The sequence below is a fragment of the Microbispora corallina genome (assembly GCF_016863035.1).
GTDB classification, from domain to species: Bacteria; Actinomycetota; Actinomycetes; order Streptosporangiales; family Streptosporangiaceae; genus Microbispora; species Microbispora corallina.
Map to the genome: position 1 here is coordinate 1 of NZ_BOOC01000057.1, position 14129 is coordinate 14129.

18 protein-coding genes are annotated in these 14129 nt (G+C 70.2%); 11 read left to right on the forward strand and 7 right to left on the reverse strand.

Annotation, left to right across the window (positions count from 1 at the left end):
- Positions 1 to 250: 250 nt before the first annotated feature.
- The 4 genes from Mco01_RS36230 to Mco01_RS36245 form a co-directional block, all read right to left on the reverse strand.
- On the reverse strand, positions 251 to 949 hold the full coding sequence (locus Mco01_RS36230; protein ID WP_204061337.1) for an SDR family oxidoreductase: 699 nt from the start codon (positions 947 to 949) through the stop codon (positions 251 to 253).
- A 258-nt stretch (positions 950 to 1207) separates the two neighbouring features.
- Positions 1208 to 1786, reverse strand: coding sequence for an alpha/beta fold hydrolase (locus tag Mco01_RS36235; RefSeq protein WP_204061338.1), 579 nt, complete (start codon positions 1784 to 1786; stop codon positions 1208 to 1210).
- Positions 1732 to 2082 carry an alpha/beta fold hydrolase gene (locus Mco01_RS36240; RefSeq protein ID WP_204061339.1) on the reverse strand — a complete coding sequence of 117 codons (351 nt, stop codon included), beginning with the start codon at positions 2080 to 2082 and terminating at the stop codon, positions 1732 to 1734. Before Mco01_RS36240 ends, Mco01_RS36235 begins: the two co-directional genes overlap by 55 nt.
- A gap of 17 nt (positions 2083 to 2099) precedes the next feature.
- Entirely contained in the window at positions 2100 to 2996 is an 897-nt protein-coding gene (locus Mco01_RS36245; protein WP_204061340.1) for an SDR family oxidoreductase, read from the reverse strand.
- A gap of 114 nt (positions 2997 to 3110) precedes the next feature.
- Here Mco01_RS36245 and Mco01_RS36250 point away from each other — a divergent pair, with 114 nt between their 5' ends.
- The 7 genes from Mco01_RS36250 to Mco01_RS39985 all read left to right on the forward strand — a co-directional run bounded on the left by Mco01_RS36250 (position 3111) and on the right by Mco01_RS39985 (position 7444).
- On the forward strand, positions 3111 to 3800 hold the full coding sequence (locus Mco01_RS36250; protein ID WP_239104184.1) for a winged helix-turn-helix transcriptional regulator: 690 nt from the start codon (positions 3111 to 3113) through the stop codon (positions 3798 to 3800).
- A gap of 120 nt (positions 3801 to 3920) precedes the next feature.
- Entirely contained in the window at positions 3921 to 4355 is a 435-nt protein-coding gene (locus tag Mco01_RS36255; RefSeq protein ID WP_204061341.1) for an SgcJ/EcaC family oxidoreductase, read from the forward strand.
- Positions 4356 to 4423: 68 nt separating this feature from the next.
- Entirely contained in the window at positions 4424 to 5041 is a 618-nt protein-coding gene (locus Mco01_RS36260; protein WP_204061342.1) for a dihydrofolate reductase family protein, read from the forward strand.
- Positions 5042 to 5043: 2 nt separating this feature from the next.
- Complete coding sequence (locus Mco01_RS36265) at positions 5044 to 5445, forward strand: VOC family protein (RefSeq protein ID WP_204061343.1); 402 nt, start codon at positions 5044 to 5046, stop codon at positions 5443 to 5445.
- 81 nt (positions 5446 to 5526) lie between these two features.
- Complete coding sequence (locus tag Mco01_RS36270; protein ID WP_204061344.1) at positions 5527 to 6135, forward strand: ArsR/SmtB family transcription factor; 609 nt, start codon at positions 5527 to 5529, stop codon at positions 6133 to 6135.
- Positions 6132 to 7112, forward strand: a complete 981-nt coding sequence (locus Mco01_RS36275) for an MFS transporter (protein ID WP_204061345.1) — start codon at positions 6132 to 6134, stop codon at positions 7110 to 7112. The genes Mco01_RS36270 and Mco01_RS36275 overlap by 4 nt, the downstream gene beginning before the upstream one ends.
- Positions 7088 to 7444 carry an MFS transporter gene (locus Mco01_RS39985; RefSeq protein ID WP_204061346.1) on the forward strand — a complete coding sequence of 119 codons (357 nt, stop codon included), beginning with the start codon at positions 7088 to 7090 and terminating at the stop codon, positions 7442 to 7444. The genes Mco01_RS36275 and Mco01_RS39985 overlap by 25 nt, the downstream gene beginning before the upstream one ends.
- A gap of 39 nt (positions 7445 to 7483) precedes the next feature.
- On the opposite strand, the gene Mco01_RS36285 is transcribed toward Mco01_RS39985, so the two are convergent.
- On the reverse strand, positions 7484 to 9121 hold the full coding sequence (locus Mco01_RS36285; protein WP_204061347.1) for a GH39 family glycosyl hydrolase: 1638 nt from the start codon (positions 9119 to 9121) through the stop codon (positions 7484 to 7486).
- 249 nt (positions 9122 to 9370) lie between these two features.
- On the opposite strand from Mco01_RS36285, the gene Mco01_RS36290 reads away from it, so the two are divergent.
- The gene (locus tag Mco01_RS36290) at positions 9371 to 10381 is read left to right on the forward strand and encodes a LacI family DNA-binding transcriptional regulator (RefSeq protein WP_239104185.1); all 1011 of its coding nucleotides are present in this window, start codon (positions 9371 to 9373) and stop codon (positions 10379 to 10381) included.
- A 24-nt stretch (positions 10382 to 10405) separates the two neighbouring features.
- On the opposite strand, the gene Mco01_RS36295 is transcribed toward Mco01_RS36290, so the two are convergent.
- Complete coding sequence (locus Mco01_RS36295; protein WP_204061349.1) at positions 10406 to 10780, reverse strand: DUF5997 family protein; 375 nt, start codon at positions 10778 to 10780, stop codon at positions 10406 to 10408.
- A gap of 56 nt (positions 10781 to 10836) precedes the next feature.
- Between Mco01_RS36295 and Mco01_RS36300 the strand changes: the two genes are divergently transcribed.
- On the forward strand, positions 10837 to 11565 hold the full coding sequence (locus tag Mco01_RS36300; protein ID WP_239104186.1) for a LysR family substrate-binding domain-containing protein: 729 nt from the start codon (positions 10837 to 10839) through the stop codon (positions 11563 to 11565).
- A gap of 26 nt (positions 11566 to 11591) precedes the next feature.
- Here Mco01_RS36300 and Mco01_RS36305 read toward each other — a convergent pair whose 3' ends face one another.
- The gene (locus Mco01_RS36305) at positions 11592 to 12608 is read right to left on the reverse strand and encodes an aldo/keto reductase (RefSeq protein WP_204061350.1); all 1017 of its coding nucleotides are present in this window, start codon (positions 12606 to 12608) and stop codon (positions 11592 to 11594) included.
- A 121-nt stretch (positions 12609 to 12729) separates the two neighbouring features.
- Between Mco01_RS36305 and Mco01_RS36310 the strand changes: the two genes are divergently transcribed.
- A complete protein-coding gene (locus tag Mco01_RS36310) occupies positions 12730 to 13296 on the forward strand; it encodes a TetR/AcrR family transcriptional regulator (RefSeq protein WP_204061351.1) in 567 nt (188 codons plus the stop codon).
- Positions 13297 to 13421: 125 nt separating this feature from the next.
- The gene (locus Mco01_RS36315; protein ID WP_204061352.1) at positions 13422 to 14063 is read left to right on the forward strand and encodes a carbonic anhydrase; all 642 of its coding nucleotides are present in this window, start codon (positions 13422 to 13424) and stop codon (positions 14061 to 14063) included.
- Positions 14064 to 14129 lie beyond the last annotated feature (66 nt).

A 14129-nucleotide genomic window follows, 5' to 3' on the forward strand; every position in this document is an offset into this window, starting at 1 on the left:
CCGGACGTCGGCAGCAGTCTCGTCCGGGTTCGTGACGGCCGCCTCCCTCATTCTGCGCCAGTGGTCTCTGACCATCTCCGACCGATTGCCTGCCATGCTTCTCTCCCTGTGGTCTGACCGCGTCGGACGCCCCACCGCCTGCTTCGGCGGTGAGTCATGTACTCGACGCCGAACCGGCGCCGGTTTGGACAGGAGCGTCGTGACGGCCGCCGGCCGCGGTGGGCCGGCGGCCGATGCCCGTGCCGGCTGCTCAGCCGGCGGCCGTGTAGAGCCGGGTCACTCCCCCGGCCAGGTTCGCCTGGACCTGCCGTGCGTCCTCGTCGGCGAGGATCTCGACCGAGCCCTCCTCGAGCGCGTCGAGCGACAGCGCGGCGACCACCGCTGGGTCGTTCTTCGGCGCGTCGACGAACGCGACCATGTCGGTGTCGAGGTATCCGACGTGCAACGCGGCGACGGTGGTGCCCTGGGCCGCGAGCTCCAGCCGCAGGGCGTTCGTGAGCGACCACTGCGCCGACTTGGCCGCGGCGTAGCCGCTGTACCCCGGGTAGGTCACCCAGGACAGCACCGACAGCACGTTGAGGATCGTGCCGCCGCCGTTGCCGGCCAGCTGCGGGGCGAACGCACGGCTCACCGCGAGCGTGCCGAAGTAGTGGGTCTCCATCTCCAGGCGGATGTCCTCCAGGGAACCGTCGGACACCGACGCCCCCGTGTAGGAGCCCGCGTTGTTGATCAGCAGCGACACCCCGGACGTCCTCTCCGCCGCGGCGGCCACCGACGCGGCGTCCGTGACGTCGATGGCGACCGGGATCACCCCGGGCACGTCGAGCGACGCGACGTTGCGGACGCCGCCGTACACGGTGGCGCCCCGGGCCACGAGCTGCTCGGCGAAACGCCGGCCCAGCCCGCGGTTGGCTCCGGTAACGAAAGCCGTGCTTCCGGCTATTTTCATTGACTCTCCTTGACTGTGGGGCGGCTTCGAGGCCTCGATGAGCCGGCCGTGGCCGCCTTCGTGACTGCGGACGCCCTGCGGCGGCCGTCACCGGACCGACGCAGAGGACACAGCGATTTGGACCGCGCCGGTCCGGCGGACGCGACGACCGGGTGTCCTCCCTGTAGCCGTAGGACTTCCAGTTGGTCAGCACCCGCTGCCGGACGTCGGCGGGCCGGCTGCAGCACCTTGATCCCGTAGGCGATCCCGGTCGCCCGCTCAGAGTCCCAGCAGGATCTCCGCCAGCGCTTCCGGTCGGGAGGCGAAGGGAGAGTGGCTGCTGGGGAGCGTTCGCACATCGGTGGGGTTGTGGAGGACGTGCGCGTCGGCCTCGTCGATGAAGCGCCGCTGGGCGTCCGGCGGGAGGGCCTGGTCCTCCGTGCACATGACGTACGTACGCGGGATCCGGCCCCATCCGCCCGGTGTGACGGTCACCGGTTCGGCGAGCGGGCCGATGGGGGTGTCGGGGGTGAGAAGGTGCGCGATGGCCTCCCAGTCGTGGTCGTCCACGTCGGCGGCGAAGGTCTCCTTGAGACGCGCGCGGTAGGCCGGGTCGCCGGATCGGAAGTCCATGCGCAGCGCACCGGTGGCGGCCGGGTCGGCGAGGAGGACGGAGGGGATCAGGCCGGTGGAGTACTCCGGCTCGTTCATATAGTCGCTGAACGACGTGCCGTCAGCGATCATCCAGGCGGAGAGGTAGACCAGGCGGTCGATGAGCTCGGGGACCGCTTCGCCGACCTGGTTCAGCACGATCCCGGCCATGCTGTGCCCGAGGAGGACGATCCGGCGGTGGGGCATCCGTGCAGCGAGCCGCCGAAGCATCCGATGACCTGCTCGCTGTAGTCCCGCAGGCTCAGGTGCGCGATGGGAGAAGGCTCGGTCGCGAACTCCTGCAGGTTGAGCGGTCGTGTGGTGTACGAGCGGGGGAAGCCCGCCCCCAGCCCGTGCCCGGGTAAGTCCTGAGCGACGACCTGGTGGCCCTCCTGGACGAGGAGCGATGCCAGGCGTCCGAACGCCCAGGCGCCGTGCGCGCCCCCGTGGACGAGCACGAAAATCGTGGCGTCCGGGCTCTCCGGCTCTGTGTCCTGATGCATTGTCGTCTCCGCCCCGCTCAGGCGGGGGTGACGGTGTAGTCGGCGGCGCCGCGGAAGACGTCGGCGTTGCGACGGGCGAACTGCGCGAACGTGGTCGGTTCGATCCCGAAACGCTCGTGGGTGGACAGGTCGACGGTCGAGCGGCCCAGTCGCTTCCGTTCCTGGAAGAGCTGCGCGAACGCCTTCGCGCGCGGCGGCGGGTATCCGGCCGCCAGCCAGTCGCGCTGCTTCTCCTCGGAGGTCACGTCGCGGTAGCGGACCGGCCTGCCGATGGCATCGGAGAGGTGCCTGGCGGCGTCGGCCATGGTGAGGGCCTCCGGCCCGGTCATGGGATAGGTCACCCCTTCGTGGCCCGGTGTCGTGAGGACGGCGTAGGCCACCTTGGCGATGTCCTCGATGTCGACGGGGGCGAGCGTGGTGTCGCCGAGCGGCAGGCGGAGCTCGCCGTGGGCGACGATGTCGGGCACCTCCTCGAAGTACACCTGCATGAACTGGCTCGGCCGCAGCAGCGTCCACGGCAGGCCGGAGGCGAGCAGGTACCGCAGGACCTGCTCGTGGCTGCGGCTGGAGCGGAACCGTTCGTTGTCGAACCCCTCGATCGAGTCCTTGCCGGAGAACTTCACGAGGTGGCCGACGCCGGCCTTGACCGCGGCGTCGATGAACGTGCACTGGGTCTCCAGCAGCTCCGGGCCGGCGCCGCTGATCATCAGCACGCGGTCCACCCCGTCCAGCGCGGACTCCAGCGTCTCGGGCCAGAGCATGTCGCCGTGGACGATCTCGACGCCCGGCAGCGCCCGCAGGTCGCCGGCCTTGTCCGGGTCGCGCACGAGTGCACGGACCGGTGTGCCGTGCCGGGCGAACTCGCGGACGGTGGCCGATCCGGGGCGTCCGTTGGCTCCTGTGATGAGGATCATCGCTCCTTCTTCCTGATCGGGAACGGCTCGAAGATTACATATGGGAACCGCTTAGTACAACTTCGATATCAACAGAGTCCGTTTTGGAAGACACCACCGGATAGAATCGACGGCGTGCCAAGCAACGACGGCGTGGGAAGCACGCGAACCTACGGCGACGCCTGTGCCGCCGCACACGCCCTCGACCTGGTCGGCGAGCGCTGGGCCCTTCTGGTCGTCCGCGAACTGCTCCTCGGCCCCAAACGCTTCAGCGACCTGCGAAGCGGCCTGCCGAACGCGGGCCCCAACCGCCTGTCCCAGCGGCTGCGCGAGCTCGAACACTCCGGCATCGTGCGCCGGCGCAGGCTCGGCCCGCCCGCCCGATCCTCCGTGTACGAGCTGACCGACTGGGGGCGCCAGCTCCAGCCGGTCCTGGTCCACCTCGGCCGCTGGGGCCGCCAGTCACCGTTCCGCGACCTCGACGCCGGCATCAGCGTCGACGCCCTCATGCTGGCGCTCTCCGGGGACTTCTCCGCCGAGGCGAGCAACGGCCTGTCCGCCGTCTACGCCCTGGTCTTCGGCGACGACCACATCACCGTCCGCGTCGCCGACGGCGCCATCGACATCACCCGCGGCGAACCCGCCTCCCCCGACGCGACCGTCACCACCGACCCCAGGACGTTCGCCACCGTGCTGACCCGAAGGCGCCGCCTGGAGGACGCCGTCCGCACCGGAGACCTCACGGTGTCCGGCGACGTCACCGCGGTCGAGCGCCTGCTCGACTCCTTCCCGCGTCCCGAAACGGCCGAGACGCCGCCGGCATGACGGGGATCCATGCGGCGGACCGGGCCGAAGCCGAGGCCGGGCCGCCGTCCAAAACAGCGCAGGCGCCGCGTCGGTTGATCGGGCGGCCGCACCGGAGCCCTGTCATCGTCGGAGGATGAGATGAGCGCAGATCTTCACCAGCAGGCGGAGCCGGGAGGCGTCTCGTCGGCGCAGGACGGGGAGCGCGCCGTGCTCGCCGTGTTCCACGCGACGTCGGGCGCGTGGGCGGACGGCGACGGCGCCGCGTTCGCCGACCGGTACGCCGAGAACGCCACGGTGATCCTCCCCGGAGTCCACCTGCGCGGCAGAGCGGACATCCGGAAGAGCATGGGCGACGCCTTCGCCGGCCCGCTGAAGGGGTCGAAGCGCGTCCACACCCCGCAGAGCATCAGGTTCGTCGCCGAGGACGTGGCGGTCGTGGTCACCCGGAGCGCCACCGTGTTCGCCGGCGAGGACACCCCTCCGCCCGGCCGGTGGGAGCTGGCGACCTGGACCTTCGCGCGACGCGACGGCAGGTGGCTCGTCGAGACGTACCACAGTTGCCCCGCGGGCTGATCGAGGACGCGTCTGATCGGCCGCGTCACGAGCTCACCGGATCGGGCTGAAGCTGAATGGAGAAGGCAATGAACCGCCTCATCGTGCACATGCAGGCGTCCATGGACGGATTCGTCGGCAGCGACATCGCGGGATCCACCTGGCAGCTGTGGGACTGGGGGCCCGACTGGCCGTGGAGCGCCGATGTGAGGAAGCGCTTCAACGAGGTGGTCGGCGCCGCCTCGGGCATCCTCCTGAGCCGCCCGATGATCACGGAGGGGTACCTCGGCCACTGGCGCCGGACCGCGGACGAGCACCCGGACGACCCCGACTACCGCTTCGCGCGCCGTATCGGCGAGCTGCCCACGTTCGTGGTCACCGGACGCGGCCTGGACGGCGACTGGCCGAGGACCACGGTCATCAACGCCCCGCTCGCCGAGGGCGTACGCCGGGCCCTGACCATGGCCGATGGAGACGTGGTCTGTTTCGGCGGCGCCGGATTCGTCAACGGCCTCCTCCGCGAGGATCTCGTCGACGAACTCCACCTGTTCGTCAACCCGGGAATCGCCGGGGAGGGCCCTCGCATCTTCGACGGGACCATGATTCGCGACTCCTACGAACTGGTCGACGCGTCCCCGTCCGACTGCGGGATTCTGCCGGCCAGGTGGAGGAGACGCCGCCGTTCGCCCGCCGAGAGGGGAGCCTGACCATGGAGACCTGGGCGACCTCCATCACCGCCATCACGCTCTTCGTCGAGGATCTCGCCGCATCGAAGGCGTTCTACACGGACGTGTTCCAGCTGCCCGTCCACTTCGAAGATCCCCACAGCGTGGTGTTCCGCATCGGATCCACGCTCGTCAACCTGCTGTCCGTCGCGGAGGCTCCCGGCCTGGTCGCGCCGGCCAGAGCGGGCACGTCGGACTCCGGCGCCCGGGCCGTTCTCACGATAACCGTGGACGACGTCGACGCCGTGGCCGACGGCGTCGTCTCACGTGGCGCCGTGCTCCTGAACGGTCCCGTCAACCGGCCATGGGGAGTGCGTACGGCGAGCTTCAGGGACCTCGCCGGCCATATCTGGGAGATCGCCGGCGAACCCACCGCCGCCGACTGAACCTCGCAGGGGTACCAGCCGAGCCGTCCGACCAGTTGTGAGAGTTGACTCTCAAGAATTATGAGAGAATACTCTCACACTATGGATACGGGGAACCGCTTCGGCGACATCGAGATCACTGATCCGCAGGCGATGCGGGCGTTGGCGCATCCGGTGCGGCTGGCGATCCTCGAACGCCTCCAGCGGCACGGTCCGGCGACGGCGACCCAGCTCTCGCCCCATGTGGGAGCGACCCCGTCGGTGACCAGCTGGCACCTGCGGCATCTGGCGGGTTTCGGACTGGTCCGCGATGCCGCGCCCGGCCCCGATCGCCGGCAGCGACGCTGGGAGGCGGTGGCGCGCGGCTTCCGGTTGGAGGTGCCGGAGGATCCGGATGACGAGGAGGGCAGGTCGGCTGCGCGGGTCCTGTCCCGGGAGATGTTCCTGCGCTCGGGAGACCTGCCGGGCCGGTGGCTGGCCGAGGTCGAGCCCACGCTCGAACCGGAGTGGCGAAGGATCGCGGGTTCGGCCAGCACCCGCCTCGTCGTGTCCGCCGACGAGCTCGCCGCCATCGAGGATGCGATCGAGCGCATTCTCGCGCCGTACGTGACGCGTGACGAGTCCGCGCGCCCAGCCGGCGTCCGTGGCGTCCGCCTGCTGCGTTACGTCTTGCCGGAAGGTGCCGAGGAGCAGGCCGGTGGGAGGTCATGAACGCCACGGACCAGGCGTTCCCCGTGTCGTTATGGCGGGATCGACGGTTCCTTCGTTTCTGGTCCGGTCAGTCGGTCTCGCAGTTCGGCGACCGGATCACCGAACTGGCCCTGCCGCTGATCGCGGTCGGCGCGCTGCACGCCTCGGCGAACGAGGTGGCGTGGTTGACCGCGCTGATCTGGACTCCGAACCTGCTCGCGATCGTCCTGGGCGCCTGGGTCGACCACCGTGTCCACAAGCGGCGCCTGATGGTTCTCGCCGACCTGGTGCGGGCGGCAGTGCTGCTCTCCCTCCCGGCCGCCTATCTGCTGGGGGTGGTGACCCTTGGACAGTTGTACGTCGTGGCCCTGCTGACGGGCGCGGCCGGGGTGCTGTTCAACACCGCCTATCCGCCGTTCTTCGTCCACCTGGTGCCTCGCTCGTCCTACGTCGACGCGAACAGCAAGCTCAGCGCCAGCCGGTCCGCGTCGTTCGTCGCCGGCCCGGCGATCGGCGGCGCCCTGGTCCAGGCGTTGACCGCTCCCGTCGCCGTCGTCGTCGACGCCCTGACGTTCCTGGCATCCGCGGTCCTCGTCGGCCGGATCCCGATCGACGAATCGCCGGCCGCCCGTGACCACGCGGCTCCCCCGCTGCTGCGTCGTGCCAGAGAGGGACTGACCTACGTGGTCCGCCACCCGGTGCTGCGGGCAGGCCTCGGGTGCACGACGACGGTCAACTTCTTCACCTTCGTCGGGGGGAACGGACTGATCGTGCTGTTCGCCAGCCACAGCCTCGGACTGACCGCGGGAGTCATCGGCTTGGCGTTCGGGATCGGCGCGACCGGCTCACTCCTCGGCGCGGTGATCGCCCCCAAATTATCGCGACGGCTCGGCGTGGGCGCAGCATCGCCGCGGGCGCGGTGCTGTTTCCGGCACCGCTTGCCATCGTCGCCGCCGCGGACGGCCCGCTATGGGTGCGTGCCGGAGCCCTCGCCCTGACCGAGTTCGTCTCCGGCGTCGGCGTCATGCTGTTCGACGTCAACCTCAACTCTCTCCAGGCGGCCGTGATCCCCGACGGCATGCGCAGCCGCGTCGCCGGCGCCTACAGCACGATCAACTACGGCATCCGCCCCTTGGGCTCCGTCCTCGGCGGCCTCCTGGCCACCCTCATCGGCATCCGGGGGACCCTTCTCATCGCGGCCGTCGGCGGGGCGCTGTCTCTGCTCTGGCTGCTCCCCTCGCCGATACCACGCATCCGCTCCCTCACCCCGGACACTCCTGTGAGCACGGACAGCGACGCGGACATGGACAGCCGGCCACTGCCGTGCTGACCCGGCGGCGCGTCACCCCGGCCGGCGACAGGCCGGCCGTCATGCCGACTGCCTCACCGACATCACCGCCCACGGCCCGAGTTCGACGTCGAGGTCGAGCACACCGGTGCCGGGCACGGTGAGCGTGAACCTGAGGAGCGAGTCGGCGACCCTGCTCAGGTGCTCGCTCTCCGCCCGGGACGGGTTGAGGGGGGACCCGAGCCGGTACCAGGCCTCGGCGACGTTCCCGTGCTCCCAGTCGAGGATCTCGACGAGGAACGCGGTGCCCGGCTGGAGTCCGCCGATCGCGTGCCGGATCCTCCGGCTCGGCCCCATCTCGGCCCGCGCGCGTGTCGCCGGGTACGTCTCCTCCGAGCCGACGGCCCGCATGCCCATGTCGTCGGGGTAGTTGAAGAACAGCGCCGACACGGCCGACGTACGGCTGTCCCGGGTCACGACCCCGTCGGACGTCTCCAGGAGCAGCCGGTCGCCGAGGCGTTCCAGCATCGAGAACGCGTGGAACGTGGGCTTGTGGACGCCGCCCTCGTTCACGAGGCCGAACCCGCCGTGGAACGGCCCGATCCCGGCGCCTCCCTCCTCGAACACGTCGGTGAAGGTCCAGTAGGAGATCGAGTCGGCGAGGGTGGCGCACTTGAGGTACGACCGCGTGATGGAGGTCGCGGCGAACACCGTGTCGTGGATGAAGTCGCGGGACGACGGCGACGTCGACCACTCGGTGATGTGGATCTCCGCGTCGGGATACGCGCTGTTCCTCACGAGCTTGCGCAGCAGGGTCAGGTCGTCGAACGTCGCATCGGCGTACCGGGTGATCGGCACCGCCTCGCCGTCGGCGCCGAAGGCGTAGTCGGTGGGGTACGTGTGGGTCGAGATGAAGTCGATCGGCAGCTCGCGCTCCGAGCACCAGGCGATGAAGTCCTCGATCCACACCGGGCGCCAGTCGAGCGCGTCGACGTCGGCCGCGGCGGCCGTCTCGCGCATCGCGGAGCGGTCCTCGACCTCGCCCTTGTAGCGGTCGTCGGGCACGAAGACGCTCGTCGCGGGACCGCCGACCTTCAACGCGGGATCGATCGCCTTGATCGCCCTCACGGTCTGCTCGTAAAGCTCGAAGTACTCGGTCTTCGTCCCGGTCCAGAAGTGGGGAACGAGGTTCGGCTCGTTCCACACCTCGAATCGCCACTCCCGCACCTCGGCGAGGCCGTACCGGTCGATCCAGTGCTCGACCGACCTCGTGACCAGCTCGACCCAGCGCGCCATGTCCTTCGGCGGGCTGCAGTGAGCGCGCCACCAGAACAGCGTCTCCGTCACCGTCGCCAGCTCGCGCGGCATGAAGCCCAGCTCCACGAATGGACGGACGCCGCGGTCCAGAATGAAGTCGAACACCTTGTCCACATAGCTGAACGTGTACACGGGCGAGTCGAGGCGCGCGTTCTCGCCGAAACCGCCGCCGTAGCTCTCCCGGTACACGAACATGTCGTCGTGGAAGACGCCGTGAAAGCGGATGTACTGAAATCCCAGGGTGTCGACGGCCTCGGCGAACTGCCGTTGCCAGTCGGCGCGCAGTGCCTCGTTCGCCCGTCCGGCGCCGACACACCTGCTCCAGACGTGCGGGAGCGCGCTCTCCTCGCACAGCCTGCCGTCGATCCGCAACCGGGGTTCGGACACGTCGTCGCTCGTCATGGTCTCACTTCTCTTCGCAGGATCGGGTACGGGCGGGAGATGATCGGCGACACTGCGGTGGTTTCGAAAATACTTCGCAACCTATTCGGCATCTCCTGGACACTAGGTTGGCCTCTCTCCGGCGTCAACGGGTGGACAAGGCCGAATGCCTGGCGCGAGATGGATGAAGATCTCCGTGGTAGGTTCGAAATAATTTCGTAGGTCGGAAGGGCCCTGATGCCACGGCGAGGTCGTTCGGAGCGAGCCACCTTGGCGGACGTCGCCAGGCTGGCCGGCGTCTCGCCGACGACCGCCTCGAAGGTCCTCAACGGGCGCAGCGACGTGGGCGCGAACACGCGTGAGCTCGTCCTCGGCGTCATGGCCGAGATCGGCTACAAGCCGACGGCGGCGCGTCACGAGCAGACACGGGAACGGGCCCTCGTCACCGTGCTCGACATCGTGGAGTCCCGTTACGCCGGGACCGTGCTCCAGGGGATCCTCGTGGCCGCGACCTCCGCGCAGGCCGAACTCCTCCTTCGCCTGCCGCCCGGCGAATCGATCAGGACGAACCGTACGGCGGCCCGTGCCTGGATGGCGGAGCAGAAGGAGTCCGGTGTCGTCGGTCTCATCGCGCTCGCCGTCGCCGTGCCCGACTCGGTGCTCCTCGCCGCCGAGGATCTCGAGGTGCCCGTCGTGGCGATCGACCCGATCGACACGACCGAGTCACAGGTCGTCAGCATCGGCTCCACCAACTGGGCGGGCGGCCGCTCGGCGACCGAGCACGTCATCAGGCTCGGCCACCGCAGGATCGCCTGGATCGGCGGCCCGCCGGGCTCCGCCCCCTCGGTGGAACGCTTCCACGGGTACCAGGCCGCGCTCGACTCCGCCGGCATCACACCGGACCGCGCGCTGATCCGCCATGAGGCGTTCTCCGTCGAGGCGGGACTCCGGCACGGCCACGACGTCCTCACGCTCGCCGAGCGGCCGACCGCGATCGTCGCGGGCAACGACGAGATCGCCGTCGGGGTCCTCGCGGCGGCCAAGGAGCTTCACATCGCCGTCCCCGGCGAGCTGTCGGTCACCGGGTTCGACGACACGCCGCAGACCGAGTGGACCGCGCCCCGGCTGACGTCCGTCCGGCAGCCTCTCGTCGGCATGGGCCGGATGGCCGTCGAGACCGTCCTCGGCATGGCGGACGGCGTCCAGCCCGCCTCCCGGCATCTCCAGCTGGCGACGACGCTCAGCGTCCGCGAGTCGACGGGCCCCGCGCCGTCGTCCTGATCCGCGCGGCTGACCGGCCGCCGTCTAGCGTTGTTGCTTGAGACGGAGTGCTTCCTTGCGGACCTCGGCCTGGACGGACCGCTCCCGCTCCAGCCACTCCGGGTTCTCCGCCTTCAGCGCGTCGATCTCGGCGGTGGTGAGCGGTCCGGTGATGCCGCCTCTGATCAGGCCGGAGATGGAGATCTTGAGCTTCGCGGCGATGACCTGCTTGGGATGCGGGCCGTTGCGGCGCAGGTCGACGAGCCAGGCCGGGGGCTTCGCCTGCAACTCGTTCAGCTCGTCCCTGGAGACGACACCCTCCTGGAACTCGGCGGGAGTGGCCGAGAGGAGGACACCCAGTTTCTTGGCCGCGGTCGCGGGCTTCATCGTCTGGATGGTCTTCGGTCTGGGCGAGCTCATAAACGTCAAGAGTAGTCAGTCGGAACGGGTTCCCAGGACATCGGTAGCCTGAGGACGTGACTGACGGACAGACCGGCGCGGAGTTTCGGCTGGCGTACGCGCCCGGTGTGACACCCGCGAAATGGGTCAACACCTGGACCGAGAGAATGCCCGACGTGCCGATCACCCTGGTCCCGGTGCCCGCCGCCGAGGTGGTGGGACTCCTGCGGAACGGCGGCGCCGACGCCGGATTCGCCCGGCTGCCGGTCGATCGGGACGGGCTCAGTGTGATTCCCCTCTACGTGGAGACCACGGTGGTCCTGGTGCCCAAGGACCACGCGGTGGCCGCCGCCGACGAGGTGAGCGTCGCCGACCTCGCCGACGACGAGGTGTTCCATCCGCTGGACGACACCATCGAGTGGACGGTCCGGCCCGGACTGCCCGCGTTCACCCGCCCGGACACCACGTCGGAGGCGGTCGAGTTGGTGGCGTCCGGCGCCGGGATTCTCCTGGTCCCGCAGTCGCTGGCACGCCTCCACCACCGCAGGGATCTCACGTACCGGCCGGTCCTGGACGCGCCGCAGTCCCAGGTCGCGCTGACCTGGCCCACGGACGCGACCACCGACCTGGTGGAGGATTTCATCGGCATCGTCCGCGGCCGGACGGTGAACAGCTCGCGGGGCCGTACCCCCGCGTCCCCCGCGGAGAAGCCGGCCCGGCGGCAGGCACAGAAACCCGCGCAGAACGGCTCCGGTCGCCGGGCCGTGCCGACCGGCCGTAAGAGGAGGGGCCACCGGCCTCGGTGACCCCGCGTCCAGGACCCGCCGCATCCCTACCGCCCGGTGGTCATGCCGTTGACCGGGACGAGGGTGGCAGACCGGGAGATCTCATCGAGGTGCCCGGCGACCTCGGCCGGGAGGTCCAGGGTGAACCCGGCGAGGTTGCCCTGGAACTGCTCGAGGGTGCGGGGGCCGACGATGACGGAGGTGACGCCCGGCCGGCGCCGCGCCCAGGCCAGGGCCACGGCCGTCGGCGTCGTGGCCAGGTCGGCCGCGACCTTGACCACGTGGTCGGCGATCTCGAGGTTGGGCTCGTTGAGCAGGCCGTCGGCCCAGGCGCGGGCCATGGGCAGCGTGGAGGCGTGCAGCCGTCCCATCCGCGTCTCGGCTCCGGGGGCGGCTCCGCGGCGGTACCGGCCTGTCAGCACCCCTCCCCCGAGCGGAGACCAGACCAGCGTGCCCAGCCCGTGACGCCGGCAGGTCGGCAGGATCTCCGCTTCGATGCCGCGGGCCAGGAGCGAGTACTGCGGCTGGAGGCTGACGAAGGGGGTGGCACCGAGGCGGTGAGCCGCCCACTGGGACTCCACGATCTGAGCCGCGGTGAAGTTCGAGCAGCCGAGGTAGCGGACCTTGCCTGAGCGCACGAAGCCGTCCAGGGTGGCCATCGTCTCTTCGACGGGGGTCGAGTCGTCCCACTGGTGGCACTGGTAGAGGTCGACGTGGTCGGTGCCGAGCCGGCGCAGGCTCGCCTCCAGCGCTCTGGTCAGGTGGACCCTCGACAGTCCACTGTCGTTCGGGCCCGGCCCTTGCGGGAGGAACGCCTTGGTCGCCAGGACCACCGACTCGCGTCTGCCTTTGACGGCCCGGCCGACGATGCTTTCGGACTGGCCGCCGGAGTAGCCGTCCGCGGTGTCGATGACGTTGCCGCCGGCCTCGAGGAAGGCGTCGACGATGCGGGCGGCCTCGGTCTCGTCGCAGCCGGCCACCGCGTGAGAGGTCCCGAAGTTCATGGTTCCCAGGCACACAGGAGAGACCTTGAGACCTGAGCGGCCCAGCGTCGTGTAATCCATCGCGAAGTCCTTCCGTTGCCGGGACGGGGAATCGGCTACGATCCGGAACAGTTGTTCCGCCTGTCGCCGGATCCAGAACATACGGAACAACTGTTCCGGATGTCAACGTGCGAGGAGAGTGATGATCGACAGGGGCAGGCCCTTGCGCGCCGACGCGCGGCACAACCGGGCGCGCGTGCTGGAGGCGGCCGAGGTGGTCCTGGCCCGCGACGGCCTGACGGCGTCGATGCGTGCCATCGCCCTGCACGCCGGCGTCGGACTGGGCACGATCTACCGGCACTTCCCGACCCAGGAGGCGCTCTACCAGGCCGTCATCATCGAGCGCGCACAGCGCCTGATCAGCGAGGCGGACGCCTTGACGGTCGCGGACGACCCCGGCGCTGCGTTCTTCGAGTTCTTCACCCGGATCGTGGAGAACGCGACGCGGAACAAGACCCTGGCCGACGTGCTCACCCGTGCCGGCCTCGACCCCAAGGCCGGCACGGCGGACATCAGCCGAGACATGAGAGACGCCATCGAGAGGCTGCTGCTCCGCGCCCAGGAGGCCGCCGCCGTCCGCGCGGACCTGCGCATGCCGGAGTTGCTGGCACTGCTCGGGGCCGCGTGCATGGCGGCGGAACGCAACCAGTGGGGCGACGAACTCCGGACCCGGACACTGACGATCATCTTCGACGGGCTGCGCCGTTGAGACCGCCGCTGAGACCGCCGCTGTTGCGGCTCCTGGCGGCCTTGGAATCAGGGCCCGGCCATGGCGGGCACCCTGAAGACCAGGCGGCGCATCAGCCGGAGAAGGGCGTGGCCTAGGCTGCGGCCATGGCCGAGATCACGTCTCCGACTCCCGAAGAAGCCTTCGAGGTGCTGCTCGCCGGTAACCGCCGCTTCGTCGCGGGCGCCCCGGAGCACCCGAACCAGGACGCGACACGCCGCACCGAGATCGCACCGGGCCAGCGCCCGTTCGCCGTCCTGTTCGGGTGTTCCGACTCCCGGTTGGCCGCAGAGATCATCTTCGATCGCGGCCTGGGCGACCTGTTCGTGGTGCGCACCGCGGGCCACGTGATGGGCGCGGAGGTGCTCGGCAGCATCGAGTACGGAGTGGACGTGCTGGACTGCCCGCTGGTGCTGGTCCTCGGTCATGATTCGTGCGGCGCGGTCGGCGCCGCGTGCGCCGCGGTCGAGGACGGGATGGCGCCGGCCGGGTACATCCGGGACGTCGTCGAGCGTGTTACGCCCAGCGTGCTCGCGGCCCGGGCCGCCGGACGCGTCCAGGCGGACGAGATCCTGGCCGAGCACATACGGCACACGGTGGACCTGCTGTTGGACCGCTCTCGGGTGCTCGCCGAACGGGTCGACGCCGGCCGGGCCGCCGTCGTGGGCCTGTGCTACCGCCTCGCCGACGGCAGCGCCCAGGTGGTGGCGGCCCGCGGCCTCGACGTCACCGCCGGCTCCGCCTCCTGACCACAGCTCCCCCTCCCGCACCCGACGCCCGGGGCGGCCGGGTGCCACGGGTGGGGAAGCGTGACC

Excerpts from the sequence above, each read along its gene's own strand:
- Mco01_RS36230 (WP_204061337.1), bottom strand. The coding sequence starts at position 949 with ATGAAAATAGCCGGAAGCACGGCTTTCGTTACCGGAGCCAACCGCGGG.
- Mco01_RS36235 (WP_204061338.1), bottom strand. The coding sequence starts at position 1,786 with ATGCCCCACCGCCGGATCGTCCTCCTCGGGCACAGCATGGCCGGGATC.
- Mco01_RS36240 (WP_204061339.1), bottom strand. The coding sequence starts at position 2,082 with ATGCATCAGGACACAGAGCCGGAGAGCCCGGACGCCACGATTTTCGTG.
- Mco01_RS36245 (WP_204061340.1), bottom strand. The coding sequence starts at position 2,996 with ATGATCCTCATCACAGGAGCCAACGGACGCCCCGGATCGGCCACCGTC.
- Mco01_RS36255 (WP_204061341.1), top strand. The coding sequence starts at position 3,921 with ATGAGCGCAGATCTTCACCAGCAGGCGGAGCCGGGAGGCGTCTCGTCG.
- Mco01_RS36260 (WP_204061342.1), top strand. The coding sequence starts at position 4,424 with ATGAACCGCCTCATCGTGCACATGCAGGCGTCCATGGACGGATTCGTC.
- Mco01_RS36265 (WP_204061343.1), top strand. The coding sequence starts at position 5,044 with ATGGAGACCTGGGCGACCTCCATCACCGCCATCACGCTCTTCGTCGAG.
- Mco01_RS36270 (WP_204061344.1), top strand. The coding sequence starts at position 5,527 with ATGGATACGGGGAACCGCTTCGGCGACATCGAGATCACTGATCCGCAG.
- Mco01_RS36275 (WP_204061345.1), top strand. The coding sequence starts at position 6,132 with ATGAACGCCACGGACCAGGCGTTCCCCGTGTCGTTATGGCGGGATCGA.
- Mco01_RS36285 (WP_204061347.1), bottom strand. The coding sequence starts at position 9,121 with ATGACGAGCGACGACGTGTCCGAACCCCGGTTGCGGATCGACGGCAGG.
- Mco01_RS36295 (WP_204061349.1), bottom strand. The coding sequence starts at position 10,780 with ATGAGCTCGCCCAGACCGAAGACCATCCAGACGATGAAGCCCGCGACC.
- Mco01_RS36305 (WP_204061350.1), bottom strand. The coding sequence starts at position 12,608 with ATGGATTACACGACGCTGGGCCGCTCAGGTCTCAAGGTCTCTCCTGTG.
- Mco01_RS36310 (WP_204061351.1), top strand. The coding sequence starts at position 12,730 with ATGATCGACAGGGGCAGGCCCTTGCGCGCCGACGCGCGGCACAACCGG.
- Mco01_RS36315 (WP_204061352.1), top strand. The coding sequence starts at position 13,422 with ATGGCCGAGATCACGTCTCCGACTCCCGAAGAAGCCTTCGAGGTGCTG.